The organism is Chelatococcus sp. HY11 (assembly GCF_018398335.1).
Taxonomy (GTDB): Bacteria; Pseudomonadota; Alphaproteobacteria; order Rhizobiales; family Beijerinckiaceae; genus Chelatococcus.
The window spans coordinates 4,317,803-4,343,423 of sequence record NZ_JAHBRX010000001.1 but is presented as its reverse complement, the minus strand read 5'-3'; the positions used below and the strand labels follow the sequence as shown (position 1 = coordinate 4,343,423).

Annotated in this window: 26 protein-coding genes and 1 tRNA gene; 5 read left to right on the top strand and 22 right to left on the bottom strand. The window is 61.7% G+C overall.

The features are described 5' to 3' along the window. Positions 1 to 14 precede the first annotated feature (14 nt). The 3 genes from KIO74_RS19840 to KIO74_RS19830 are packed head-to-tail and all read right to left on the bottom strand — an operon-like array spanning position 15 to position 5,398. On the bottom strand, positions 15 to 1,553 hold the full coding sequence (locus tag KIO74_RS19840) for an ABC transporter substrate-binding protein (protein ID WP_213333555.1): 1,539 nt from the start codon (positions 1,551 to 1,553) through the stop codon (positions 15 to 17). A 45-nt stretch (positions 1,554 to 1,598) separates the two neighbouring features. After that, positions 1,599 to 3,710, bottom strand: a complete 2,112-nt coding sequence (locus tag KIO74_RS19835; protein WP_213333554.1) for a hydantoinase/oxoprolinase family protein — start codon at positions 3,708 to 3,710, stop codon at positions 1,599 to 1,601. Between the two features lie 5 nt (positions 3,711 to 3,715). Then, positions 3,716 to 5,398: a hydantoinase B/oxoprolinase family protein gene (locus tag KIO74_RS19830; RefSeq protein WP_213333553.1), complete on the bottom strand. Its 1,683-nt coding sequence runs from the start codon at positions 5,396 to 5,398 to the stop codon at positions 3,716 to 3,718. A 470-nt stretch (positions 5,399 to 5,868) separates the two neighbouring features. Here KIO74_RS19830 and KIO74_RS19825 point away from each other — a divergent pair. Next, positions 5,869 to 5,945 (top strand) — tRNA-Met (locus KIO74_RS19825). A gap of 209 nt (positions 5,946 to 6,154) precedes the next feature. Here KIO74_RS19825 and KIO74_RS19820 read toward each other — a convergent pair. Both KIO74_RS19820 and KIO74_RS19815 read right to left on the bottom strand, forming a co-directional pair. Next, positions 6,155 to 6,373 (bottom strand): hypothetical protein, encoded by a 219-nt coding sequence (locus KIO74_RS19820; protein ID WP_213333552.1) that lies wholly within the window; start codon positions 6,371 to 6,373, stop codon positions 6,155 to 6,157. After that, the gene (locus KIO74_RS19815; protein ID WP_213333551.1) at positions 6,370 to 6,741 is read right to left on the bottom strand and encodes a hypothetical protein; all 372 of its coding nucleotides are present in this window, start codon (positions 6,739 to 6,741) and stop codon (positions 6,370 to 6,372) included. Before KIO74_RS19815 ends, KIO74_RS19820 begins: the two co-directional genes overlap by 4 nt. Positions 6,742 to 6,834: 93 nt before the next feature. On the opposite strand from KIO74_RS19815, the gene KIO74_RS19810 reads away from it, so the two are divergent. From KIO74_RS19810 to KIO74_RS19800, 3 genes are all read left to right on the top strand, one after another. Then, complete coding sequence (locus tag KIO74_RS19810) at positions 6,835 to 7,071, top strand: helix-turn-helix domain-containing protein (protein ID WP_213333550.1); 237 nt, start codon at positions 6,835 to 6,837, stop codon at positions 7,069 to 7,071. Further along, on the top strand, positions 7,068 to 7,358 hold the full coding sequence (locus tag KIO74_RS19805) for a hypothetical protein (RefSeq protein WP_213333549.1): 291 nt from the start codon (positions 7,068 to 7,070) through the stop codon (positions 7,356 to 7,358). Before KIO74_RS19810 ends, KIO74_RS19805 begins: the two co-directional genes overlap by 4 nt. A gap of 314 nt (positions 7,359 to 7,672) precedes the next feature. Then, the gene (locus tag KIO74_RS19800) at positions 7,673 to 8,302 is read left to right on the top strand and encodes a hypothetical protein (RefSeq protein WP_213333548.1); all 630 of its coding nucleotides are present in this window, start codon (positions 7,673 to 7,675) and stop codon (positions 8,300 to 8,302) included. Positions 8,303 to 8,378: 76 nt separating this feature from the next. On the opposite strand, the gene KIO74_RS19795 is transcribed toward KIO74_RS19800, so the two are convergent. From KIO74_RS19795 to KIO74_RS19720, 16 genes are all read right to left on the bottom strand, one after another. Beyond that, positions 8,379 to 8,858 carry a hypothetical protein gene (locus tag KIO74_RS19795; RefSeq protein ID WP_213333547.1) on the bottom strand — a complete coding sequence of 160 codons (480 nt, stop codon included), beginning with the start codon at positions 8,856 to 8,858 and terminating at the stop codon, positions 8,379 to 8,381. A gap of 8 nt (positions 8,859 to 8,866) precedes the next feature. After that, positions 8,867 to 10,474: a terminase large subunit gene (locus KIO74_RS19790; protein ID WP_213333546.1), complete on the bottom strand. Its 1,608-nt coding sequence runs from the start codon at positions 10,472 to 10,474 to the stop codon at positions 8,867 to 8,869. Beyond that, on the bottom strand, positions 10,474 to 10,866 hold the full coding sequence (locus KIO74_RS19785) for a phage terminase small subunit P27 family (protein ID WP_213333545.1): 393 nt from the start codon (positions 10,864 to 10,866) through the stop codon (positions 10,474 to 10,476). The genes KIO74_RS19790 and KIO74_RS19785 overlap by 1 nt, the downstream gene beginning before the upstream one ends. Before the next feature lie 9 nt (positions 10,867 to 10,875). Beyond that, positions 10,876 to 11,517 carry a head-tail connector protein gene (locus tag KIO74_RS19780; RefSeq protein WP_213333544.1) on the bottom strand — a complete coding sequence of 214 codons (642 nt, stop codon included), beginning with the start codon at positions 11,515 to 11,517 and terminating at the stop codon, positions 10,876 to 10,878. Positions 11,518 to 11,524: 7 nt separating this feature from the next. Continuing rightward, positions 11,525 to 11,917 (bottom strand): hypothetical protein, encoded by a 393-nt coding sequence (locus tag KIO74_RS19775; RefSeq protein WP_213333543.1) that lies wholly within the window; start codon positions 11,915 to 11,917, stop codon positions 11,525 to 11,527. Continuing rightward, the gene (locus KIO74_RS19770) at positions 11,914 to 12,798 is read right to left on the bottom strand and encodes a hypothetical protein (RefSeq protein ID WP_249731078.1); all 885 of its coding nucleotides are present in this window, start codon (positions 12,796 to 12,798) and stop codon (positions 11,914 to 11,916) included. Before KIO74_RS19770 ends, KIO74_RS19775 begins: the two co-directional genes overlap by 4 nt. After that, on the bottom strand, positions 12,749 to 15,559 hold the full coding sequence (locus KIO74_RS19765; protein WP_213333542.1) for a tape measure protein: 2,811 nt from the start codon (positions 15,557 to 15,559) through the stop codon (positions 12,749 to 12,751). Before KIO74_RS19765 ends, KIO74_RS19770 begins: the two co-directional genes overlap by 50 nt. Then, complete coding sequence (locus KIO74_RS31925) at positions 15,559 to 15,729, bottom strand: HNH endonuclease signature motif containing protein (protein ID WP_249731399.1); 171 nt, start codon at positions 15,727 to 15,729, stop codon at positions 15,559 to 15,561. The genes KIO74_RS19765 and KIO74_RS31925 overlap by 1 nt, the downstream gene beginning before the upstream one ends. Before the next feature lie 298 nt (positions 15,730 to 16,027). Further along, positions 16,028 to 16,447 carry a hypothetical protein gene (locus KIO74_RS19755; protein WP_213333540.1) on the bottom strand — a complete coding sequence of 140 codons (420 nt, stop codon included), beginning with the start codon at positions 16,445 to 16,447 and terminating at the stop codon, positions 16,028 to 16,030. Positions 16,448 to 16,475: 28 nt separating this feature from the next. Further along, positions 16,476 to 17,651 carry a phage major capsid protein gene (locus tag KIO74_RS19750; RefSeq protein WP_213333539.1) on the bottom strand — a complete coding sequence of 392 codons (1,176 nt, stop codon included), beginning with the start codon at positions 17,649 to 17,651 and terminating at the stop codon, positions 16,476 to 16,478. Then, positions 17,648 to 18,193, bottom strand: coding sequence for an HK97 family phage prohead protease (locus KIO74_RS19745; RefSeq protein ID WP_213333538.1), 546 nt, complete (start codon positions 18,191 to 18,193; stop codon positions 17,648 to 17,650). Before KIO74_RS19745 ends, KIO74_RS19750 begins: the two co-directional genes overlap by 4 nt. Then, positions 18,190 to 19,284 carry a phage portal protein gene (locus KIO74_RS19740; RefSeq protein ID WP_213333537.1) on the bottom strand — a complete coding sequence of 365 codons (1,095 nt, stop codon included), beginning with the start codon at positions 19,282 to 19,284 and terminating at the stop codon, positions 18,190 to 18,192. Before KIO74_RS19740 ends, KIO74_RS19745 begins: the two co-directional genes overlap by 4 nt. 544 nt (positions 19,285 to 19,828) lie before the next feature. After that, a complete protein-coding gene (locus KIO74_RS19735) occupies positions 19,829 to 20,725 on the bottom strand; it encodes a hypothetical protein (protein ID WP_213333536.1) in 897 nt (298 codons plus the stop codon). Continuing rightward, a complete protein-coding gene (locus tag KIO74_RS19730; RefSeq protein WP_213333535.1) occupies positions 20,725 to 20,946 on the bottom strand; it encodes a hypothetical protein in 222 nt (73 codons plus the stop codon). Before KIO74_RS19730 ends, KIO74_RS19735 begins: the two co-directional genes overlap by 1 nt. Before the next feature lie 604 nt (positions 20,947 to 21,550). Further along, entirely contained in the window at positions 21,551 to 21,808 is a 258-nt protein-coding gene (locus KIO74_RS19725; protein WP_213333534.1) for a DNA-binding protein, read from the bottom strand. 15 nt (positions 21,809 to 21,823) lie between these two features. Further along, entirely contained in the window at positions 21,824 to 22,516 is a 693-nt protein-coding gene (locus KIO74_RS19720) for a hypothetical protein (RefSeq protein WP_213333533.1), read from the bottom strand. A 127-nt stretch (positions 22,517 to 22,643) separates the two neighbouring features. Here KIO74_RS19720 and KIO74_RS19715 point away from each other — a divergent pair, with 127 nt between their 5' ends. Beyond that, positions 22,644 to 23,786 (top strand): tyrosine-type recombinase/integrase, encoded by a 1,143-nt coding sequence (locus KIO74_RS19715; RefSeq protein ID WP_213333532.1) that lies wholly within the window; start codon positions 22,644 to 22,646, stop codon positions 23,784 to 23,786. A gap of 60 nt (positions 23,787 to 23,846) precedes the next feature. Here KIO74_RS19715 and KIO74_RS19710 read toward each other — a convergent pair whose 3' ends face one another. Further along, complete coding sequence (locus KIO74_RS19710) at positions 23,847 to 25,517, bottom strand: recombinase family protein (protein ID WP_249731077.1); 1,671 nt, start codon at positions 25,515 to 25,517, stop codon at positions 23,847 to 23,849. Positions 25,518 to 25,621: the final 104 nt, after the last annotated feature.

The window sequence follows — 25,621 nt, the reverse complement described above, 5'->3', positions numbered from 1 at the left end:
GACCAGGACGTCGCTCAGGACATGGACATGCCGTAGAGCGCCCAGCGCTGATCGCCACGCGGCAGGAAGTCCTTCACACGGTCAGTCACCCCATAAAGATCGACCGCCTGGTAAAGGAACAGAACCGACGCATCGTCATGCATGATCTGAGCGGCCTTCTTGTAGATCTCCGCGCGCTTGGCGGGATCCACTTCCTTGGCACCGGCGTCGATCAACGTGTCGATTTCAGGATTTGCGAGGTAAGAGTAACGCCAATCCGATCGATACTGGGCCCATTGCAGGTCGGGATCATCAGCCGGTGCGAGGCCGACGAAACCCATCGGCGCGAGTTCGCGGGCGCTCAGCTGGCGCAGGAACTCGCCTGCCTCCAGCGAGACCATCTCGGCCTTCACACCGACTTCCGCGAGCATGCCCGCGACAGCTTCCGCGACTTCACGATCCTGGGCATAGCGGCCGGTGGGGAACTTGAAGGTGATCGTCAGACCGTTGGGAAAGCCAGCCTCGGCGAGCAACGCCTTGGCCTTCGCGGGATCGAAGGGATAGTCCTTGATAGAGGGATCGAAGCCGATCTGCTCTTTCCGAAGGATCTGGCCGCTGAGGAGCCGCCCCTCACCCTGGAGAAGGCTGTCGAGGATCGCCTGCTTGTCTATCGCATAATTGAGCGCCTGGCGCACGCGCTTGTCATGCAGGGCGCCGGGATGCTCCGGCAGGTTTGAGAGGCCGATGGTGAAGATGCGGTAGCTCGGCACGGAAACGACACGCAAGCCTTTCTGTGCCTTGATTTGGGCTGCAGCCGAGATCGGGATGTTGGTGGCGATGTCGAACTCGCCGGCAAGCAGGCCGTTGGTGCGGGCCGTGTCGTCAGGCACTGGGCGCCAGACGAGCTTGTTGATGCCCGCCGGCACCTTGCCCCAGTACTTCGCATTGGCATCCATCACGATGCGATTGTCTCGCACCCATTCCGTCAGCACATAAGGGCCGGTGCCGATCGGCTTCCTGCCGAAGCCCTCGGCTCCGCCAGCTTCGGCCCAATACTTCGGCGGCACAATGAAGATCTGGCTGAGGATGAGGTGTAGCGCGGGATACGGGTGCTTGAGATAGAGCATGACCGTATGGTCATCCTGCTTCTCGGCGCGGTCGATTGGCGCGGCATAACGGCCATAGGCAGGCGTTATCTTGACGTCCGTGAATATTTTGAACGTATTGACGACCGCGTCCGCGTTGAAATCTTCGCCATTCGTATATTTAACGCCCTTCCGAAGCACGATCTTGACCGTCTTGGGATCCGTCAGCTCGTAGCTCTCGGCGAGCACCGGCTCGGTCTTGCCGGTTTTGGGGTCCACCCAGAACAACGACTCGACGATCGCGCTGCCAACGTTGATCTGTTCCTGCGTGGTCGAGAAATTCGGCCACAGGGAAACCGGATCGAAGCCTTGCGCGACGGTCAAGGTACCCGCCGGCAGAGCCATGGCGGATGAGCCACGCCCGAGGATCGCTGCCATCAACGCCTGCCCGGCAAGCGCCGCATTAAAGGTACGCCTGTTTATCTTCATGCCTGTTCCCCTTTTGCTTCTTTGCCGTGGTTGCCTTAGGCCGCGTCAGCGCGTTCCCTTGGCCTGCTTCAGGTCGAGGAAAATCGCCCCATGCGGATCGATGCGCACCGAGGCCGACGGGCCGGCGACGATCGTGCATTCCCGTTCCTCGATCACCGCCGGCCCCGTAAAGCTCGCGCCGGGTGCGAGCTGGGCGCGGTCATAGACCGCCGTCTCCACATAGCGGCCGAGTTCGGGGAAAAAGACCGGGCGATTGCCCTTGACCTCGGGCGCTGCCGCTGGCGTAGCGGGATGTGGCTCAGCTCCTCCCGCCTGCAGAACGGCTGGTCCCGAGATAGTCATGCGGCAGGTGATGAGCTCGACAGGCAGGTGGTCATGGGCATGACCGTAGCGCAGACGGTGCGCGGCATAGAACGCCTGAGCCATGCCTTGGAGGTCGCCCGCCGCGAACGTGGCCTCGTCAATCTCAACCGCGACCTCACGGCCCTGGCCGAGATGGCGCAAATCCATGAAGCGGCGAATGACGGGAGCATCATCATCACCGATGCCCGCCTCCGCCAGAATGGCGATGCCCTCCTGGCGCATGTCGTCATAGACGGCAATCACGCTGGACCAATCGGCCTTGTCCAGGCTCGTGACATGCGAGCGGGCGAGATCAAAGGCCACCGAACTGGCAACGAGACCATAGGCCGAGGCAGCCCCCGCCCCTGGCGGCACCACCACGCCCTTCATCCCCAGCGCCCGCGCCAGCTCGTAGGCATGGACCGGCCCTGCCCCGCCGAAGGAGAACAGGTAGAAGTTGCGGGGATCTTCACCACGCTCGGCGATGTGCACCTTGCAGGCCGCCAGCATGTTCTCGTTGACGACGCGGAATACGCCTTCCGCGCAGCGCTCGACGCTCATGCCGAGAGGCCGGCTCAACCCGGTCTCGACAGCGCCCCAGGCCGCGCCGGCATCGAGCTTCATGTCGCCGCCGAGGAAATTGTCGGGATTGAGATAGCCGAGCACCAGATTGGCATCGGTCACGGTGGGCGCCCTGCCGCCGCGCCCGTAGCAGGCCGGCCCGGGCGCCGAGCCGGCGCTGCGCGGGCCGACCGCCAGAAGGCCAAGACCATCGACCTGGGCGATGCTGCCGCCTCCCGCGCCGATCTCGATCAGCTCCACCACCGGGATGCGGATGGGCAGGCCGCTGCCCTTCTGGAAGCGCGAGACCCGCCCCACCTCGAATACATTGGACTTCTTGGCCTCGTGATTGATGACCAGGCCGATCTTGGCTGTCGTGCCGCCCATGTCGAACGTCACGAGATTGGGCATGCCCATGCGCCGGCCATATTCGATCGCGGCTAGCACGCCGGCCGTCGGGCCTGATTCCAGCATGCGGATCGGCAGCTGCTTCACCGTCTCGGCGCTGGACACGCCGCCCGACGACACCATGATGTGGAGCGGCCGCTCGTAACCCCGCTCGCGCAGCGTCTCCGTCGTCGCATCGAGATAGTGACCAACGATCGGCTGCACATAGGCGTTCGCCAGCGTGGTCATGCTGCGCTCATATTCGCGGATTTCCGGTGAAACCGTGCTCGAGCAGCTGATCAGGAGATCCGGCAATTCCTCCCTGAGGATCTCCGCCGTCCGGCGCTCGTGCGCCGCATTGCGGAAGGCGTGCAGATAGACGATGGCGACGGCCTCGACCTTCTCGGCGGCGAGCGTCTTCGCCAGGGCGCGCACGGCGTCCTCGTCCAGCGGCACCAGCACGTTTCCGTCACGGTCCAGCCGTTCCGCCACGTCGAAGCGCAGATCGCGGTCCGCCAGCGGCGTCGGCATATCCATCCGCACGTCGTAATTATCGTAGCGAAGCTCGGTGGCCATCTCGACGGTATCACGGAAGCCGGCTGTCGCGATGAGCGCCGTACGCGCGCCGCGGCGCTCGATAAGCGCATTGGTGATCAGAGTCGTGGCGTGAACCGCGATCTCCAGGGCGTCGGCATCGACATCCGCATTGCCGAAGAGCTCGGAGAGCCCCTGGCGCACACCTTCCGCCGGATCGTGTGGGGTCGTGAGGCATTTCGCGATGCTCTGCCGGCCGGTTGCCGGATCAAGCAGAACGAAATCCGTGAATGTGCCGCCGATATCGAAGCCGAGGCGCAATGTCTTGGTCATGGTATTCACTCGGCCTCCGGAACGACGCCGTAAAGCTCTTCCGCCTTCCCACGGCTGACGAAGCCCTTGCGAATGTCGGCGGCCAGCGCGGCCGGATCGCGCCGCGCGGGATCGCCGTAGCCACCGCCGCCGGGCAGTTTCAGCGTCAACTCCTGCCCCTCCTGCAGCGTGAAGGGCTCGAAGGGGGCCTGTTCGCCATCGATGAGGAACTCTCCCTTGCCGCCGGGCAGTCCGCCATCGAGGCCTGGCGGCGGAAAGACCACCTTGTCCGGGCGTAGCGTGAGATTGGCCGGGCCGCGCAGGGTGCGAACGCGGATCACCTGCCCGAGCCCACCGCGGAATTCACCCGCGCCGCCCGAATCCGGAGCCATCGAGCGTTCGGTGACGACGAGGGGCGCGCGATTCTCGATGATTTCGATGGGCGTGAGGCTGCCATTGCCGGGGAAGGCCATGGTCGGGAAACCATCCTTGCCCTGGACCGCGCCGGTTCCGCCATTAGGCAGCACATGCACCGAGAACGGCTCGTTCGCGGCATCGCGCCCAGAGCAGGTCATCCACCAGAAGGAGCCCGACCCCGCCTGGACACGGTCCGGCACGAAGGGCCTGAGCGCGCCAAAGATGGCGTTGTGCAGATGAAAGCTCGTCATCGACCGAGCGCGCACCGGCGCAGGGAACCGGGCATTCAGGATAGAGCCCTCCGGCGCCACGGTGGTCACCGGCCCGAACAACCCCTCGTTGTTGGGAACATTGGGAACGAGCGCGCATTTCACGGCGAACATCGAATGGGCGTGGGTGACGTTCAGCACGCAGTTGATGGAAGCATCGGCGCGCTGATCATCCGAACCGGTGTAGTCCAGGACCATGGCGTCGCCGCGCACCTGGAGATTGAGCTTGATCCGCGTCGGCTTGCGGAAGCCATCACATTCGATTTCGTATGGGTAGTCTCCATCCGGCAGTGCCGCGATGGCATCATGCATGGCCCGCGCGGAGCGTGACAGGATCTGCTCCGCGACCCCGTCCAGTGCGTTCACTCCATAGTCGGCGATGAACTGACCGATCCGCTCCTCGACAACCGTCGCCGCTCCGGTCATCGCGCCGAGGTCGCCCAGCACCAGCCGTGGGTGGCGGGTGTTGGCCGCGATGACGTTCATGATCGGCCGGTTGGGCTGGCCGGCCTCGTAGATCTTGCAGGGAGGAAGGCGGATTCCCTCCTCATAGACGTCGCGGGCGATGAGCTCATCCATCCGCCCGCCGACATCCGAGACATGGGCGGCAGCCGCGTAATAGGCCACGATCTCGCTGCCGTGGAAGATCGGCTTGATGACGTAGAAGTCGGGCAGATGGCCGTGGCAGATCCACGGGTCATTGGTGAACAGCACGTCACCGGGCTTCAAGGTCTCGGCCGGAAACTGCTGCAGCATGGTGCGTGCGGCGCTCGGCAGGGAGCAAGTGAAGGCGGGCACACAGATCTGTGCCTGGGCGATCGACCGCGCGTGCCTGTCCAGCAAAATAACCGCATAGTCACGGGAGTCCGCGACGATAGTCGAAAAGGCCGAATGGAGGAGCGCGACATCCGCCTCATCCATGATCGAGATCAGTCTATTCCAGAGAATCTGCAGATGAACGGGATCAAGCGCCTCGCGTTCATCACTGACAACTTCGACATCATGTGTTTGAGCACAGGCCATTGATCAATCCGCAGCAAGATCCGGTAGCTTCCATCCGGCTTCAACTGTGGATCGATCAAGAAAAAGCGTCCAATTATAAATCCGGGCATTCGATATCATGAAATGCGATGATCAAGCCGCATGCGCATGCCGGCGGGATTTTGGGCATCACCCCTGCCAGAGCGGCCTGCGGGGCGCGGCGAATACCCGCCAACCCTCTGCCAATAGGGGGAAAATTTCCGGCAGGCCGGCAAAGCGGCGCGCGCAATCTTTGAGCATGCGCGTGCCTCGTGATGTGAGATACGATGGAACTCGGACCTCAGAGAGTTATTCCTCGCCCGTCGGCAAATCCATGGACCCTCATTCAGACCCGCGCTGGCCATCCCTGCGGGCTCCCCGCCCGACTGTCCCAACTTTTCCCCCACCAAGCGATTGACAGCCACCCCGCCCCTTCCTTATATCGCATCCGCGTCGATGCGGATGCATCGTTTGGCGGAGTAGCTCAGCTGGTTAGAGCAGCGGAATCATAATCCGCGTGTCAGGGGTTCGAGTCCCTTCTCCGCTACCAACCAATTCACCCGCCAAATCAATGGTTTGGCGGGTTTTTCATTGCCTGAAAGGCCGAAAAAGCGTGTTGCAGGCTCCTGCAACGCACTACCATATTTTTCAATACGTTACGGAGGGGTGTCCGCTCCTCCACGCAACACCGGTGCAACACGAAAGGCGACATTTGTTCGCTATGCGTTCTTGGGAGAAAGGCAGCCGAAATGGGGCGCCTCATCGCCCCAACTTTCTGACGACGCCCCGCTCGACCGTCCTCCTCGGCAGTTGAAGCCCCGCCTCCTGGCCTTCGCTCGCGAATAGCTCCAGCCCGGGTTCATCGGGATAGCCCGCCCGCCTGTACACACAGGGTCGGACATAGGCGATGAAGCTTGGGCTCCCCCATTGGGCAATCTCATAATAGCCGGGGCCGTCATATTTGGGCTCGCTCGTCATGGCCGCGCCTCCCGGAGCTGGGAGAACAGCACCAAGGCCTTACGGGCCAGCCCGTTGGCCTGGAGCGCGCTCCAGATGATGGCAGCTTCGTTCTGAGCGTCCCCTTCGAAGCGCTCACGCTCGATCGTCAGCATCTCAACGAGTCGTGTCACGTGACACAGGTCGCAAAGCGTGGCCTCCAGATCCACCGAGCTCACGGCATACCGTTTGCGGCTGTCGTCAGGCATGCCGCGCGGCTTCTTTCGTTGCCCTGCTAGACCGGTGGCATATTTCGCCCCGTCAGCCTCCATGGCCTCCGCTGGCGTTTCTTCGGGCATCAGGAATTTGGGCAAGCCTCGGGCGGCTGCCGGAACGGTACGGTTCGGCATTGAGATTGCTTCTGTGAATTGATTTCGCTACTGTGTGTTAATGATAACGCATATTTTCGCTACGTAAAGTCGAAAATATGATAAGGTAGCGAAATGACACCAGCTCAATGCAAGATGGCACGCGCCGGCCTTGGTCTAGGCGTTCGAGAGCTAGCCGACCTCGCGAAGGTCAGCACGAACACCATCACCCGTTTGGAAGCGGGCGAGGAACTCAAAGAGCGCACCGTTGACGCTATTCGCCATGCCCTTGAGGCCGCTGGCGTCGTCTTCCTCGCTGACGGGGAGACATCGACAGGCGGGCCAGGGGTGAGGCTGAGGAGCGACGCATGACCAATGGAGATCAGCCTGGGCCATCCGTGCACCTAGCACTGACATCGGATGAGGCGTTGGTTCTCTTTGAATTTCTCAGCCAGGTTTTAGATAGGCGAGAGCTCAGCCATGTGGCAGGTGACGCTGAACGCCGTGTTCTCTCGGCTATGGTGTGCGATCTGGAAACGACGCTAAGCGCCCCATTGGCAGCTGATTATCATCTCCAGCTCGCCGCCGCGCGGCAGCGCATCGCGCATTCGGCGGAAGGCCTGAAGCCGGACGAGCTGAGCGCGGAGAACGACGGGTGAGGGATCGCACGCTGCGACCATTTATGCAGCGTGCTACGTGTTGACATATGTTTACACACCGGGGGGCATCGGTTATAACATGGCGAAACGGCCACGACATCCTGACAAGCACGTTGAGGAAGCTGTTGCTTATGCCGAGGGCAAAGGATGGCGGTTCGTAAAAGGCGAAAATCACTGTTGGGGTAGGCTTTTCTGTGCACACGCCACAAGAGAGGGATGCCGGATTTCTGTCTATTCGACGCCAACGAACCCATTCAATCACGCTAAGGCCATTAAACGCACCGTTGATAAATGTGACCATGAGGAGGGGGACGATGCAAACGCATGAATTCACTATCATCGCCTCTGGCCTCGATCCGGAAGCAGCGGATTTCGAGGACCGCTTTTATGAGGCTGGCTGCGGTGACGCGACTATATCAATTCAAAAAGGGGCTATTGTTCTCGATTTTTCGAGAGAAGCTAAGACATTTATTTCTGCCGTGATCACGGCAATAAGGGATGTAATGAAAGCAGGCGCGCGAGCGGAACGCATTGAGCCCGACAACTTAGTAAGTACATCAGAAATTGCTAGTCGCGCGAGCCTCACGCGAAGCGCTGTTTCTCATTACACCACGGGCAAGCGGGGGTCTAACTTTCCTCCCCCAGTTGCACGCGTCACGACGGAGAGCCCGCTTTGGGATTGGGCTGAGGTCGCTCACTGGATGTATCGCCACGATCTTGATTTTAGCCTTGTCCGAGTCGTTAAGGCTAAAATCGTTCGTGATGCGAACGTGTTGGTGGAAGTGTACGCGCAAGGCGCCGTGTCCGGGCATTCCATGCGCGTGAGCGGTCCGCTCATGAAGGTGGCGAAGAAAATCACTCAACCTTCGGGAAAGCCGGCGTCAACTTCATCCGGAACGACAAAACGGTATGAGCCGCGTCAAAGGGTGGCTGCAAGTCATTGATTTCGAACGGCGCAAAATTGCGCTCACGGGCAAGCCCTTGATATCGCACACGGAACGTAGAATTGCGTTCCGTGCCTCACGCGGCCCTGCGCTCGTCCATCAGCGCGATCCTCTCCGCAAGCCAACGCCCGAGGCGGGCCACGTCGAGAAGAACGCTGACGGTCGGCAGCTCATCGAATGCGTCGAGCGAGCGGCTGGCATCGATATGGATCACCTCCGCGTCACCATCGCGGCCCATGGCAAGCGCCACCCAAAGCGGCCGGCTGAGGTCATAGAGGCGCAGGGCTTGGCCTTGCTCGAGGTGGTGAATGCTGATGATGGCCGCGATCGTCTCGATAACGGCCTTGCCGGCGCCGGCTGGCGAGATCTCCGAGCGGGATAGAGCCCGCGTCACCGCCAGTTGCACGAGCTCCCGGAAGCTATAGCGACGATAGCGGCCTTGCCCCTCGCCAGGATCGAGAGCAATACGCACGAGATGCCCGACCACGGGCTCAGTCACGCCAAGGATTGCGGCAACCTCCGGCCGGCGAAAGCTGCGCTCGTGAAGCGGGAGCATGGGCGACCTCATAGGAATAGCAGCCCGTCCGGGCGCTCAGTCTCATAGATGCGCAAGGCGTTGCTCTCGCCCGCCTCAGCCTGCGACACGGCCATGGCCGCCGCCACGATGAGGTCAACCGAACCCTTGCTTTTGGTCTTGCGGATGAAGGGCAGCGAGGTGCCGTCCGAGATATCGACATGGGCGCTCTGTATGTTCCAGCGGAGAACGGGGGAGCCGTCATGGCGAATGCGGCGGGCGATGAAGAGGCGTTGCAGGATGGCATAGGCCGGTCCCAGCAAGCTGCGAAGCTGGGGAAACTCCACCATGGGAAGGTCATCCTCAGCGAGCCGGGAGGCCAGGCGCACCGCGAATTTCGGATCATAGGCGATGCTTTGCACGTCGTAGAGCGCATTCAGCTCGCGAAGCTTCGCCTCGATCGCGTCATCCCCGATGATATCGCCGGGTAGCACGGTGAGATGCTGGTCTCTCTCCCATTGGCGCATAGGCAGGCTGGTTTCAGCCTGGCGCTTGCGCAACGCTGTTTCCGGCAGGATCGGAAACGGCAGGATGAGGAAGTCTTCCCCGCGGCGGAAGCAGACGACGATGGCGGTGAGGTCGTAGGTCCGGCTCATGTCGAGCCCGATCCAACAAGCTTCGCCCTCCAGGTCGGCGGGATCGATCGCCTCGCGGCATTCATCGAACACCGCCATATCGATCAAGCCGCCCGTGGCGCTCGTCTTCGGCCGCCGGTTGAGGTGGAGCCGCTCGAATTCGATCCGCATGCGCGGGATCTCACGAGCAAGGCGCACCTCGTCATGCAGGGATGGCAGGTCGGGGAAATCGCCTTCGACTAGGCCGGGATTGGCAAGGCGCCAGCCCTCTTCGTCATCCCAAGCGAGATGATCGGGAGCCGAGAAGAGAATCGGGAGGAAGGATGGATCATCGATCTCACCGGCCGCGACTTTCAACGCATAGGCGTAGAGCTCATCGAACAGCGGGTTGACGCCCTCCTCGGGTCCCATGGTCGTGGTGACGATGAGAAGGCTGCCGGGCACCTTCGAGAGGCCGGTTTTCAGGGCGCTCCAGAGCTCATAGCCCTTCCACACATGCACCTCGTCCGCGAGCACCACGGTTGGCGTCTTGCCGTGCTGCGCATCGCCGTCCGCGCTGATGGCCTGATAGACCGATCGGGATTTCGGGTGCTCGATCCGGCTTTTCGTGTCGCGGACGCGGCAGGCTTTATGAATGCGCTCGTCGAGAAGCACCGATTCCTTGGCCTCGTCGAAGGCAATGCGGGCCTGCGACCGATCGGAGGCGGCCGAAATAACCTGCCCGGCCGGCACCTGCTCCGGACCAATAGTATGCGCCAGGGCGATCACGCTGGCGAGCGAGGTCTTGCGGTTGCCGCGCGGCAGCATCAGGAACACGGTGCGCACCTGGCGCCGGCCCGCGTCATCGGACGGACCATAGATCCGGCTCAAGATACGCCGCTGCCAGCGCGTGAGCACCAGCCGCTGCCCCGCGGCCTCCGATTTCGGGTGCCGCAGAAGCTCAGAGAAGGTGAGCACGCGCGCAGCCCTGCCGTCAGGGTCAGGAATCGGGCTATCGTCGAATACCCATGCCGGCGCCGTCATCATTCGATCCCCAGTGAGCTATAGGGATCGCCCTTGCCGGCCTTTGGCGGGCTGGCATCGCCATTGCCGATGATGCCGAGCCGCTTGCCAAGCTGGAGCATTTGAGCGGAAGCCTTGTTGCGCCCGCCGATCAGCGGATGCGGCTTGGGAATGCCATCCCGGCCCGTGATCATGAGCGGCTCGCTCTGCAAAGCCTCATCCATGCGCCGGATCAGTGCGACCGTGCTGCAATATTCCGCGAAGGTCGTTTCCGTCACGTCGGTGAGAATGCCCCGCTCAGCGAGGCCCGCCGCGAGCTTCAGCCACTCGGTGCGCGCGACCTCATCGGTAAGCCAGGCCGGTGGCGGCGGCCCCTTCCGCTTGCGGCCTCTCAACGCGACAACCTTCGCCATCCCCGCCCCTCAGAAAGCCATCTGCCGATAGGGCATGAGAAGGGAATTCACGATGTCCCGCGACATGTTCGATACCGTACGCGGATCCAAATATTCCCACTTTCCCACGCCGTCGATTTCACTGCTCCGCATGTCCGCGCTCTTGTCGGCAAGCAGGTAGAGCTGCCCCACCATGAGCAGGATCGCCTCGCGGATAGGCTCCGGCACGGCCGCGGCATCGGCGTAGCCGCACTCAAAGGTGACGGACACCGATGCGGGATAACATCGCGTTGCCGGCCATTGATGGCCAAAGGCGGGAATAATCCGCGCCTTGTCGCTGCCGATCACCTGATATTCGCTTGTCGGCAGGGTGGCGTTGATACCGCCCGAGGGCGGCACATAGCTGACGCTTTCCACCGCCTTGATCGGCGGCAGCGGCAAAATGATCTCACAGGGGAAGCAATCGAGGTCGAGCCGCCACCGCTGGGGCAGCAACGCGCGACCGAGAAGGCCGCCGATACCGTCGAGGCTCGCGGTCGCCGCTTTGGCGAGCGAGGCGAGTAAATCCGCCCGCGCATCGTTCTTGATGTCGAGGTGAGCCTTGATTTCGTCGATGCCGACGACCTCGCCAGATGGCGGCGTGAGCAACGTGAGCCCGTCCATGGCCTTCATTTTTTCCTTATCCTGCCGAGGGAAAATCATCCGGGTGTCCCACGCGAGAGCCCCCCGCCGGTCCCTGCCCCCCTTCGCAAAGTTTCTGACCTCCCCCCGCCTTGGCCTTGACATTGACCTCGGCAAGCATGGCAGCCGTCTTGTCGATGGTGTTCGTGAGAGCGCGGAAGGAGGCATCGCAGAAGGCCTGCGTTTCATCGTCGGTGGCGCCGAGCTCCTTCAGCGCAGCCACCTTCTTGGGCATCTCGATGCAGGTGTGCACCTCCCAGAACGCCTTGAGGTGAACATCCCACTCTTTAGGCGGGCGCTCGGCAATGCAATGGCGCATGACGAAGACGGCAACCTGCCGGCCATGCTCACGGCCGGCGGCCCGGATCAGACGAAGCGCGGCGCTGCTCATCGGCCGGCCCTCGCCAATGCGCGGCGCTGCTGGCGGTTGAGCGGGGCGGCAGCGGGGCGGGGCGGCAAGAGGTCCGGCCCGATCTCACCGCGTCGATATTGCTCGATCCAGAGCGCCTCATCCTTCCGCTTGACGAAGGACGGTGCGACGATAGGAAGGCGGGCGGCCTTGGTGTCGGCCTCGGGCTCAATCGGCAATCCGACTTCGTCAGGCCATTCGTGGATGACCTCTTGCTCCACGCCCTCGCGCGTAACGGTCGAACACCAGATCTCACCGCCGACGCAATGGAAGGGGCGCGGGAAGACGCGAGGGGCCGTGAGCTGGCGCCGCTGGGCTTCCATCAACGGGATGCCGTGCCGGACCGGATCGAAGATTTCGGGCTGCCAGTCTTTACCCGGCTCCAGCCCCTCGCGATGGAGGCGCCAGTCATCAGCCAACGACAGGCCCGGGCCAAAGACATATCCGCTCACGTCGCCGTCGAGGTCATCAATCCACACATAGGAAGGGTCTTCGCTGAGCGGGCTTGGCGATGTCAGGGTATACGAGCGCGGCCTGTCGACTTGTTCGCTCCATCCAAGGGCCCTGATGCTAATGATCGTCTGCCCATGTAACTCGCCGCGCTGCACGGCGGCGCGGTGCTCCCGCTCGATGAGCGGCGCGCTCTGCGCAATGAAGGCATCGAAGGACGGAAAACGCTCAGCTACAACAAAGGCAGCGACGATGCCCCATATATGACCGCGCGAAGAAACCACACCATTCCAACTCTCAATGGGAATGGCCTTCCGGTCGAATCTGGTGAGGACGCCTTCAGCATCGTATATGGAGGAGTCGCTAAGCAGCCAGGCGCGCTGCGTACTCACGACGATATTGAGCGCGGACATGGTCTCGATCCTTCTTTCTTTGAGTTGGGCCGCCATAGGCACCGGCACCGCCTCCAATGAGCGCTGCCGCGCCGGCGATCGCCCATCCAACCGGCCCCGCCATTGCGCTCGCGCCCAAGATCGCGGTTGCGAGTGAGGCGCCGCCCAGGCCACCGGACAAGGCGCCGGAGGCCGCTCCCATCATGGGTGAGCCGGCCTGTTGTCCCATGCTGTACGAACTAGCTATTGCAGCGACGCCGACCACACCTTGCAGGAGCTGCTTGCCGGACATGCCGAACAGTGAGAAGGCAGGATTGCTGCCGTCGCCGCTCGACGCCGCATCATTGGCAAAGCCCTTCAGTCCGGCCCGGGTCCCGTCGGAGACAGCCGAGCGGAAGGCCTTGATGTCATTGCCCATCAGCATGCCGAAGACGCCGCCCGTCTGCCCCTGCTGGTTCGCCTGCATGCCAAAGAGGCCAGCGAGCGGGCCTTGACCGATAAAGGCAGCGTTGATCAGCATGTCCTGAAGCGAGGAACTGGCGCGGCCCAAGGCTTCGGCGAATGAGCCGGCGCCCTGAGTGAGGCTCTTGAGAATGTCCACACCCATCTCACCGAGAGCATTCTGCGCATCGTTGAGCGCGTCCTGAGCGCGGCGGGTTTCGTCAATCTCAGTCTTCAGCCGGGCATAACGGCCGGCCTCTTCATCGATCTGGCGAAGCATGTCCGCCGTGAGGGGCCGCTTGCTGGCAATCGCCTCCCGCTCCAATTCTCGGGCGGTCTTGAGCTTCAGCACCTCTTCGGTGCTAGCGCCGATCGTCGCAAGCTCGATCTGCATATCGGCATTGCTCTTATGCAGCCGATCAAGAAGCCGGTCGTAGGAATCCGAGGTTGTACGATTGGCGGCCGAACGGGCCGATCCGCTCTTGGCTGCCGCCGCCGTGGCGTTCGCCACCTCTTGAGCGTAGGTTTTCTGGCTCTTGGCTAGGTAAATATTGACGTCAGCCTCAGCGACGCCCGCGGCCCGCATCTCATCGGCCGTCTTCTTGCGGGCCTCAAGGCTCTTTTGGGCATCCGATACAGCCCGATCGAACGGCCGCAACCCGTTGCGGACAGCATCCTGACTGGTCTTCTCAAGCTCCCGATTGGCATCGGCAAGCTTCTTGATCGGAGCAAAGGTGCGGTCGATATTCCGGCTGATGTCGTCGAGGCCTTCAGTCGGGCGGGCTATAGCATCGATGGTCTTAGTCGGCAGCTCCTCAAGCTCCCTGCGGAAATCCTTCACCTCCGGAAGCACGCCAAGCATGCCGCGAATACGTTGCTGAATAAGGCGATCAGCTTCAGCCGCGGCCTGCGCACCTGAGAGATCAGCACCCCAGAGGCCGCCCGCTGCCGCGAGGCCCTGCGTGACACGGCCGGCCGGCGATTGTGATTCCTTCGCCTGGTTGAGAAGCCCCTGGATTTTCTTCAGCTCAATATCGCCAGGCATCGCCCTGACGCCTGCCGCAATCCGATGGACTTCATTGGCTATCGCGGACAGGGCGCCCGCCACGCTTGCCGAGATGCCAAGCACCTGGTCGAGCGCCGCGCCAAGTTCGGTGAAGGCGGTAACACCATTGGTGGCAGCATCCTTCATCGTGACCTTGCTGCCACGGAAGGCGCTGTCAATGTCATCGGAGCCCTTCACAATCGCGTCGAAGACGCGGGAAGCGGAGAGACGGCCTTCCTCCCCGAGCTTCTTCAACTCGCCAATGCCGACGCCGAATTCCTTGGCGATCAGCCGGGCGAGCGGTGGCGCACCTTCAAGCACGCTGTTCAGCTCATCACCGCGCAAGGCGCCGGCCGCCATCGCCTGGTTAAGCTGGAGGATTGCGCCCGCCGCTGATTCCGCCGACACGCCGCCAAGCTTGAAGGCCTTGTTGATTGTCTCGGTAGCGCGCGCAACGTCCTGCTGCGTCTTGCCGAGCTCCTGGGTCGAGCGCGACAGGCCGGCATACAAGGTCACGGTCGGCTCGAGCGCGGTGCGGGTGTTCAGCGCCAGGTCGACGAGCATCTGTTGGCGGTCGCCAAGCTGCTGAGCAGATACGCCCGCCGCCTGCAACAGGTTGCCGTATCGCGTGTACTGGTCACCAGCGGCAGCAATTGCGCCACCGGCGACCGCAACCGCCCCGGCAACTGCCGCCACACCACCGACAAGCCCGCCAATGCCGGATAGGCCCATGCTGAAGCGATCGAGCCCGGGCACCGCAGCCTGAGCAGCCATCAATACCTGATTGAAGCTCCGGCCGATGTTGTCGTTTGCCGCGGCTGCGGCCCGCGTGCGCTCAGCCGACCGCGACAGGGCCGCCGATGCCGCATCGGCAGATCCTGCCTGCACAGCGAGGCGCGCATTCACCGTGGTGACGACGCTGGCGAGCTGAGTATGACCACGGGACGCGATCGCCGCCGCGTTGGCCATCGTGCCATATTTCCGGGTGATGCCTGCATAGGTCGCTTCAGCACGTTCGCCCGATATTGCCCCGCGATCCAGCGCGGAACCGAGCTGCTTGATCGCCTTTTCCATCTGCGAGGCTTTGGAATAGCCCTCGATGTACTGGCGGCTGAGGCTGGAAACAGTCTTGTCGGCCTTGCCCAATGCTGCGTCTTGCTGCGCCAGGGCCTGCCCAACTTGCTGGGAGGATCGCACGCCCGCCGCATCAGCGTCGGTCTTCTCTTTCATCCCGCGGGCATAGCCGCTGGCGTCCAGATCAGCTGAAACCCGGAGGCTGGAAAGGGCAATGGCCATTATCGTGTTCCTCGCCCGAAAGCTTGCTCACGGGCAGTGCGAGCGGAATGATGCGGCTTGCAGAACGGCCTCAGGTTCGACCATGAAAGCCTCAAGTCAGGTCGCTGCCGCACGCTGATGACGTGATCAACCTCGGTCGCCCGCGCCGTGCAGCCGGGCTGGCAGCACATGGGATGAGCAGCAAGGAACAGAGCGCGCACCGCCTGCCATTCGCCGTCATAGCCGCGCTGCCGCGCATTCGGCCGCCGTGCATCCGCGTCACGCTTCCGCGCGGCCCGGCACTGGCACACCGCGCCAGGTGCGAGGAGACGGCCGCATGAACAGATTTTCGGCGTGCGCTTCATGGCTCCACCACTGAAATCAATTGCCGGGGATGGTGAGATTGACGGCTCAAGAACTTTGCCCGCGCGCCGATCCCGCCTATCGTTATTGGACGCCCCGGCCCGCCCTCATGGGAGCGCAGGCTGATCAGGTGACAGGAGCGACAGCAGGGTTGCCGAGGATCGCAATGGCCGCAATCGGGCTGTTGCCGCTGTCGGCGCCGGTCGGCGTGATGGTGAGGCGCGTGTAGCGCTTGGAACCTCGGTATCCGAGCTTCCGGGTTTCGCCATCGTCGGTGAAGTCGAAGCCGGCCACCGCCTCGGTCCCGGTCAAATACTTGTCGTCAACCGCCGTGAAGCCGGTGCCGGCGGCGTCTGATTCTTCGATCGCGACGGTATAGCTGGCGTCAGCGTCCGACAGAGTGCCGAGGACGATGGCGTAGACCAGGCTATTGAAGCCCAGCCCATCGATGACGGTTCCGACCAACGGCGTGCTGCCGAGGTCGGCGTTGGCTGCTGGCACGATGACCGGCCGCACAGCGATATTCGATGCAAGATCGCGCATCATTGTCGTGGTGTCCTTTCTGTGCTGGGGCTCAGCTCGTGGCCGTCTTGAGCTTGCGGAAGCGCGCCGCCTGGAGCACGCGGCCTCCCGTGCGCCGCGTCGCATGGATGCGCGTGACGCCCCGGCGCGCTTGCGTGTAGGGGTCCGACAGAACCGACAGGCTCAGCCGGTCGATGATGCGGTACGCGCTGAAGTCGCCAAAGATGATCGGAAACTTGCCGGCGCCAATGTCGGGCAGGTCGACCATTTCGAGCACCGGCTTGCCGAGCAGCATTTCGGGCTGGCCCGCCTGGTAACTCGGCTGCCAGAGGTAAAGGCCGGCGCCGTCCCTAAGCTGGCGAACAGCCGCAAGCGTATTGCCGTTCATCGCCCATCGGGCGCCAGGTGCATTACGATAGGAGGGCGGAAGCGCGTAGAGCGGTTCAATCAGCTTGTCCGGGCTGACTGCCGTCGCGCTGCCGTTCACCGTGTGCTGGATCTCAGCATTCGTCATCAGGCCTTCGGGCTGCTTGGAGCCGCTGCCGTTGACGTAGGCCTGTGCTTCCGCCCTGCCGAAATCCTCCGCAAGGGCGAGGCGCACTTCCGCTTCAGCCTGCCCTGCGCTATCGCTCAGCAACTCATTCGAGATATCAATGTGGGTTGTGAGCTTGTGGGCCGGCACTTCCAGCATGCCGAAGCCGACCGTCGATTCCTCGCTCTCCTCCAATTCGTCTTCCCATTGGGCTGACGTGATCGAGGCGCGGCGCGGATATCGGACTGAGGGTGCTGAGGTGGTGCGCACCGAGGCCACAGAACGGATCGGTGAGAACTCCACGAGGTCACGGATGAACTCGTTCACCGTCTCCGGCGGCGCCAGATAGCCGGCCTGCGGATCTGACGAAACAGTGAGCGCGCGCAGCTCCTCGGCAGGGGTCTGGTTGCCAAGGCGGATATAGGTTCCGAAGGCCTCCCGGACCTCTGCGGCCGCGGCGTCCGTCGTCGCGGTGCCACCGCCCGGGCGCTGGGTGCGCAGGTCGATCGCGTCCAGCCGCTCGGTGATGCTGCGCAACTCGGTCGTGATGCGCTGGTCCGTGGTGGTCCGGTGCTGGTCGACAGCGGACCGGAGCTCATCGACAGCCTGGACGGCAGCAGCGATGTCATCGCCGCCTTCGTTGCGCGTTTCGATCGGATCAGCCGATCGCAGTTCAAGAGGAAGCATATGCTTCATCGTGTCGTTCCCCTGATGGAAAGTGCGGCGCGGCGGGCCGCCTCGGTCAAGGCCGCTGCGCCCGCGCTTCGCACGGACACGACCCGCGCTCGTGGCGAGGCGGGGAAAGCAACGAGGGAGATCTCTGCGAGGTCCGCATCCGTGATGACGCGGACGCCTCGTGTGTCGCGCTCAGCCTTGCGGACAGAGAAGCCGATCGAGAGGCCGGACAGACCGCCAGCCAGCAGCAGGGCCCGCGCCTCCGCGCCGCGGCTCGTCTCGGTGATCAGCCGGCCCACGACCTTCAGGCCGCGTTCGTCTTCGGAGACCGATGTCCACACGCCGACGATTTCGCGGGGATTGTGCGCCCACAACATGACCGGCCGGGTGCCGGCCCGGCCGTGCTCGACAAGGGAGCGACTGAAGGCACCCCGCCGCACGGTTTCGTTGAAAGTCGGAACATGATCGTCCCACACGACCGCATAGCCTTCAAGCGTGCCCGCGGCCTCGTCGACAGCGAAGCGAACCTCCGATGCTAACAAGTCAGGGGTTTCGCGTGTCATGCTGCGGCTCCTTCCGGCTCGGTCGCGCCGCCCTGTCCGGCTTGCCGGATCAGTTCATCGCCGCCAGCGATAGGCGGGCGATTGTCGAAGCTGCGAATTTCGTTCGGCGTCAGCCAGCTCCCGCCGCTGGCCTGCCGATAGGCCGTAAAGCGGGCTGCAAGGTCGCCGCGCAACATGTCGTCAAAGACGGCCTCGACGAAGAGCTCGCTGCGTTCTTCCTGCGTCAGAAGCGCGCGCTCCAAGGCCGACTGCCAAATCTCTGTCCAAGGCATCAGGCAGGTCTGAATGTACTGGCGCATCAGCTCTTCGACGTTGCGCCAGGTCGCGCGGTCGAGATCGCCAATCAGGGTGCCCGGCACCTTGAAGGCGCGGGCGATCTCTTGAACGGCTAGCCGGCGCAGATCAATGAACTGGAGATCGACGCTGCTGAATGTGAGCGGCTTAAAGTCGATCCCAGCCTCTAGAACCGCTGTGTCGCCGCTACGCTCCCCGCCGAAGGCCTTTTTCCAGGACTTTCTAATGCGCTCAACAGCAGCCCCGGCGAGACTGCCGGGCAAGCTCAGAATACCTGACGGCCTGCCACCGTTCGCAAAGATGCGCGCTTGGTGTTCCGCCATCACCAGATCAAGCGCGATGGCCTCGCGACAGAGATCGATCAGGCAAACGAGCCGGCCATCGGCGCTGCCAGGGGTCGGCAGGTAGAGGATATCCTGCCAACGGTAGATTTTCTCTACGCTGCCGTCCTGCACGCGGAAGCGCGGCTCCGGCCCTGTGGTGTCTCGGGTCACGCTGGTAGGGATGAGCCGGTGAAGCTCGCGTGGCTGTCCATTCACGCGGATGACAAGCGCATAGCCTGCGCCATGGAGAAGCCCGTCGAGCTGGAGCGCGGTGCGCGTCTCAACGCCGCCGGCCCACGGGCACCAATCGCCAGCCAGAAGCGCGGCAGCAGGATGATCCGTGTCTCGCTCTCGGGCTCCGCTGTTGCCGCGACGGAATAGGTGAAATGGCAGAGATCCGACCGATTCAGAAATAGCACGGCAGGCCGCGAGCGTGGTCGGGCTGCGCAAGGCTGTCGTGGCAGAGACGGACACTCCTGCGGCGGTCGGCTTGGAGCCGAATATTTCGAGCAGCAAAGGAGACGGCGTCGCAAGCGATCGCTGCTCGTTCGGTCTATTTTTCTGCCAAAACCATTTCACTGAAATTAAATCCAGCCTGATTCGCTGAATAAATCCGGTACCATCTTTCCATTCGTCAAGCAAATATGCCCGACATCACCTGATTTACGCTTGTCGATTATTTGATACCACCTGCGATGAATTGCGAAAACATGCTACCATCTGCAAAGAGCGATGAATTATCCACAGCGGTCGTTTGGCCAACTTGGCGCGTCACTATCGCAACGGGGATGTGCGCTGCGTCGCTTCGCCTGGCTGTGAAGCGCGGGCTCATACCGGCGCCCATCAAGACCATGGGCAAGCTCGCATGGGACCCCGAAGGCGTCAGGCAATTCGTGAGCCGTTACGGGGAATTTCTCGACCTTCGCACGCTCTCAGCGCCGGAGAACTTGAGAGCACGCCCAAAACGTGGGAGGCCTCCGAAGGCCCCTGAGGCACGGAAAGAACTGCCACAGCGCCACTACCGGCCGGCGTGGTGAAGGCGCTCTAGGTAAGCGATTTTGCTCTGAGCCTCCGAAAGATCGTTCCTAAATCTATCGCGATCCTCGCGGGCATCTGCCAACATCCGCTGAGTGACCGCGAGATCACCTTCGATCTTACTTCTCTTGTCGCGGGCTTTCTCGACCGCATCATTTGCCGCTTTCAGCTTTTTCTTGAGATCTTCGACCAGCTTAACGGTGAGTGTCTCGCCAATAACATCACGCTCGGCAGTGGTCATGCCAGTGGCGATTTTCTCAATGCAGCCAACACGGCCGATCCGCTTGATCGCTTCGTCCAGGATCTTCTCAGCGTCATCGACGACGGTGATTGTCTTCGACCGCCATCCCATCTCGATAGCAGCGCGGTTTGGCTTCACATCGCCAGCTTCGACCTTGGCGAGAAGGTCCACCGCTTTGGCATCGCCGGACTCGGAAGCTTTGCGGAGGCGGCGGATGGCGGATTGGGAGGAGTTGCCGGCAGGGCGCGATGTTGAGACATCGTGTACATTGTCAACGAGGTCGGTCCGGGCACCTTGCTTCCGCACCCCAGCCACGGCCTTATCCCACAACGCCAGCGTTGCAGCGTCGGTCACGAGGAAGCGGCGGACGGTGTCATAGGTGCTTTCGAGGCCAACAGGATATGGAAGGTGGACGAACTCATGGAAGCTGATAGGTGGCTGCTTCGTGCCGCCTGCGAAGATCCGGTCACATTCCCAGACGCGGTGCTTGAACGCTTCGCGCATAAAGATCGGTATTTGATCGATCCCTCGCAGTGCTCCATTCAGAGCGTCATGGAGGCTCCTGACGATATCCTGCCGGTTGATCGCCTCGTCATTACCCGGGACATCCGACTTTCGAAATGTATGGACGTTCGCCATCAAGCCGCCCTCTCGATCTCCTGCAGGAATTCGGAAACCTCATCCTCAGTCAGCCCTTGCTCAGCCAGTCGCTGTCGCCAGGCCCGGAAGCTCGTGAGCTTCATGCAAAGGTCCATGCCACGATTGAAGCTGCCATCTCCTGCGAGAAGCGCGAGCTGCTGGCCCGCGTCGTTGCCTTGAGGAGGGAGTGGCGTAATCGTCCTCGCGCGTGCGTGCGCCATAGCTCTATTCTCCACTGGTAGCTCTGAAAGTGAAGGTGTACCTATAAGGTGTACACGTGGTTCTAGGACCACGTTGCAAGGTGGTTCTACAACCACATCCCCCCTCGGCTTACGTGGTTCTAGGACCACGTCTCTTCTGTTAGGACGTGGTTCTACAACCACGTCTACTGATCGCTTGGGACGTGGTAATGGGACCGCGTCTTTTCTCATCTGGGGGGCCAGTCGACGAGCCTTACGCCCCTCCATTCGTTTGTCGCGTGCCTCTATAAGACGGTCCAGGATGGCGTTTATCGGCGCATCGCTGAAGCGGTATCGGGAGGCTTTTCCGCCGCGTCCTGGCTCTACGGTCCACCAGCCGAGAAGCGACAATTGCTTGCGGGTCTCGTTGCAGGTGAAGCGGCTCTTGCACCCCGGAACTTCATCCCGGATCGTATCGTCTCCGATGATCCCGATGCGGGTTTCGGAGTTGATGGCCTGCATTACCCGGAATGCTATACGGAATTGAACGGCCGTGATCCGGTCATCGCATGCCATTCCGTTCAGGATATCGAGCTTCCAGCTCGTGAAAGAGGCCGTCGAGGACGGATCATCGGCCACATGAGCCTCATGCCGCCGACGACCGGCGTTCTTGCTCTTCGATCCACCGGAGGATTGTCGAGCGGCGTGAGCAGATCGTCTTTCCGATACGAAACGTCGGCATTCCAAGGTGTTCAGCCGCGTGATAGACACGCCTCTGTGCCGTGATCGTCGCTTCCCCGTACATGAATTGTGCGATTGCCTTGGCACCGTTGAGCAGGTCATCGCTCAGCGCGGGCAAAGCTCCGCCGTTCGCACCATCGCGGCGCGGTGTGTCATGTTCCATTACTTCACCTATGGCTTATTTCAGCAGGGCTGCTACGACAGCAAAGATAGTCTTGTTCGTAAATGATGACGTATCTCTGCGGTCAGATCGGTGTAATTGAATGTCGCTTCGTGCACATTCAAAAATAAGCTTATCCTTCACGACGTAACCACGCCGATATTCATTGAGATCGCTATGGCCGCTTTCCCGTGCCAAGTGCCAAATCGACGCCTTAGCTATAGGTCGCTCGAATTCCACTTCAATGAGCGATGTCCTGTCTGTGATTTCGACAACTTCATCATAAGTAGGCACACCTTGCCATTCAGAAGAGCTGTTCATTTGCTGCTGAAGCTCATTAAAATGGAATGGATCGCCGGCCTTTGGCGTCGCCATCATCAGTAAACGCTCAAGAGCACTGCTAAAAGACGCGTTTAATGGGATGGAAGAGCTGATACTGATATTGCCCGATTTAATATTACTCTCGGAAGTGCGAGTAAGCGATCGAAATGCAGAAACCACATTCTCTGCATCCTTAGCCATTGAGGTTGCATTCACCCCAATAAGTAAAGCCGTGGCATCAGCATAGGTCATCTTAGCCGCGCCACGCCCGCGCCCAGCCTGGCTAATAAGCCCTGCCTCCCGAAGGTAGCGGGCCACGCCAGTTACGAACGATTCTTCAATTCCCTCAACCGTTGCGATCGCCTTCACAAGTTCGGTTAGGAGTGCCATCGCTTCGGTCCTTTTTATATGCAATCATCGCAGATGAACGTCAAGCGCTTTTTCTGCTATCGTTCCCGATAAAATCTAGATACCCTGCTTTCTCCCTCATCACATCAATATTTTTCAAGGGGGTACGATGGCAACAATCCGAAAGCGAACCCTGCCCAGCGGTGAAATCCGCTGGCTGGCAGACTACCGAGACGTTGGCGGCAAGAGGCGAGCGAAGCAGTTCGATCGCCGAAAGGACGCCGACGCCTGGCTCACGAAGGCAAAGCGGGAGGTACAACTCGGGCTACACGTCGCGGAAAGCGATTCCCTGACGATCAGCGAGGTAGCTGATCTCTGGCTTGAGCGTGCCGAACGGAAAGGCCTGGAGGCATCCACAACCGCACAATACCGGCAGCACGTTGACCTTCACATAAAGCCGCTGATCGGTGGCACCAAGCTCGCGAAGCTCACAATCCCCGGGGTGCACTCCTTTGCCGACAACCTCCGCGAAGGCCGATCGCTTGCCCTGCAAAAGAAGATCCTCGCGAGCTTGGGAGCAATTGTGAGCGAAGCCGCCCGGCGCGGGTTGATCGCTTATAATCCCGTGCGCGAGGTGAAGCTCTCTTCAACCCGACGCGGCCAGGAAGCCAAGCAGTGGCCGACGCAAGCGGAGCTGAAAGCGATTCTCAAGGTGGCTCCAGAGGCGCACAGGGCCCTCATCTTCACGGCCCTATTCAGCGGCGCCCGAGCTTCGGAGCTGCGCGGCCTTCGCTGGCAAGATGTGGATCTGAAGGCCGGAGCGATGCACATTCGCCAGCGTGCCGACCGATACAACGCTATAGGGGCTCCCAAGACCGCTGCCGCAATTCGGGACATCCCGTTGACGCCGGGGGTTGTCGCCTTGCTCCGTGAGCACAAGATGCGGAGCACCTTCAAGAAGGACGACGATCTCGTTTTCCCGACCGGCGCGGGCAAGGTAGAGAGCTTGGCCAACTGGACGAATCGCGTGATAGGCCCCGTACAGGTCCTCGCGCGTGTCGTTCGATATGTCGACGGAGAGGACAAGGACGGGAACCCGATCAAGGTCGCGAAGGGCAAATTTGGGCTGCACGCGCTCCGCCATTCCGCGGCAGCGCTCCTGGCGCGCGAGGGAATGGACGTGAAAGCATTGCAGAGAATGCTAGGGCACGCCAATATCTCGACGACGATGCAAATATACGCTTATGCGATCTCAACCCTGGACGAGGATCGCGCGGTACTCCAGAATGTTGAAAGCAAGTTGATCGGCTGATGCAACACGCGTGCAACACGTCTATATCAAGCCGTTGAAGAATAAGTACTTATAGTTGCATCATAATCCGCGTGTCGGGGGTTCGAGTCCCTCCTCCGCTACCATCTGCACCCCCGCAACGCGAACAGATGGGAACACATCGCGTTCCAGCAACGCTGATAGCCTTCCTTTGATATCGACAGTTAGGTTCTCACCGGGGCGGCTTGGCTGCACTACGACGCTATCCACTAATGATCGAAACGCTTCAAGCCCGGCCTCATCATCCCGAAGTGAGGTGGCAAGGCTGGCCGCCAAGTCGTCGAGGTGCTGGCCATAGCGTGACAGGACGCCAGGGTGCAGAGCGATCACCTGGTCTTCCTGGTCGGCCAAGGCGAGGTCAGCTTCAAAGCGCCGCTTGTCAGCCTCCAGGTCCCTCAACCTGTCCGACACCATCGCCGCCGGCACAGATCCATCGGCGATAGCGTCTATGATCCTGTCCATCGCTCGTTTGGTCTCGCCAAGCTTTCGCTCGATGGCGGACCGGTTGCGCCGGCTGGAAGCGGAAAGCCTCTTCATCTCGGCGTGGAAGGTGGCGACGTACTCCGCGATCACCTGTGGATCACGCATTTCATCGCGTAGGCCTTCGACAACGGTCTTCTCGATTATGTCGGCATAGTAGCGGCGGCCATTTGTGCACGAACCGCTTTCGACGTGGCGCGAGCAGCGCACCCTAAGGCGCCCTCGGTCCTTGTCATGGACACGCATACCGGATCCGCATTCCCCACACTTAAGCAGGCCGGACAGGAGATGCTTTGGCTTCTGTCTGTGAGATGCTGGTGTATGGGACCGTTTCAGCTTTCGTGTCCGCGCAACGTCGACAAGATCCTGTTCCACGATGCGCAAGTGAGGCACGTCAGCCGTGAGCCATTCGCTTTCAGGGTTTGGCCTGGAGACACGCTTGCCAGTGTCGGGGTCCTTAATCATTCGGACCCGGTTCCAAACGAGCTTACCGGCATAGATATCGTTCAAGATGATGCCGTAGCCACGGGCCATGTTGCCGTTGATCGTCGAGGCGTTCCATACCTGCCCACGCGGCGGCGCTATGCGATCTCGGTTGAGCCCGGCGGCAATGTCGCGCGGCGTCCTGCCTCCTGCATACTCGGTGAAAATGCGGCGCACCACGTCCGCTTCATCCGGTACGATTTCCATCTCGCCTGGCTTGCCGGCAACAGGGCGATATCCATAAGCTTTTCCACCAGCATGGCGACCTTCACGCACGATTCCAGATTGGCCCCGCCGAACCTTATGGGCAAGATCCGCAAGAAAGAGTGAGCCCAATAGGCCCCGCACTCCGATCTGCACCGCGTCGGCCGTGCCCTCGTGCACCGCCACCACCTCGACGCCGATGAAACGAAGGCGCTTCCAGATCCCTGCCAGATCTTCCTGGTCTCGCGACAGGCGGTCTAGTGCCTCAACCACGACGACATCGAACAGCCCGCCTTTCGCGTCGCGCATAAGGGCTTCGAGCCCCTCGCGGCCGAACAGCGAGGCGCCGGACCGAGCTCGGTCGGAATATTCCCGGACAACGGACAGCCCATTTCGTGAGCAATACGCCCTGGCAAGCGAAATCTGATCGTCAATCGAGCGGTCCTTCTGAAGATCGCTGGAAAAACGCGCGTAGATTGCTGCGTGTCTACTTGCCTGTCCCATCAGCTTGGTGCGCTCGTTCTGCTTGCTCTCGCTGGTTGGCATATTCGCGTCTGGCATCCGCCCGCGCAAGGGCTCGTGCGAGTTCCAGAACAGCGGGATCGATCGGCCGGCCGCAAGAGCGGGTCAGTGGCGCCCTGCCGTGGTAT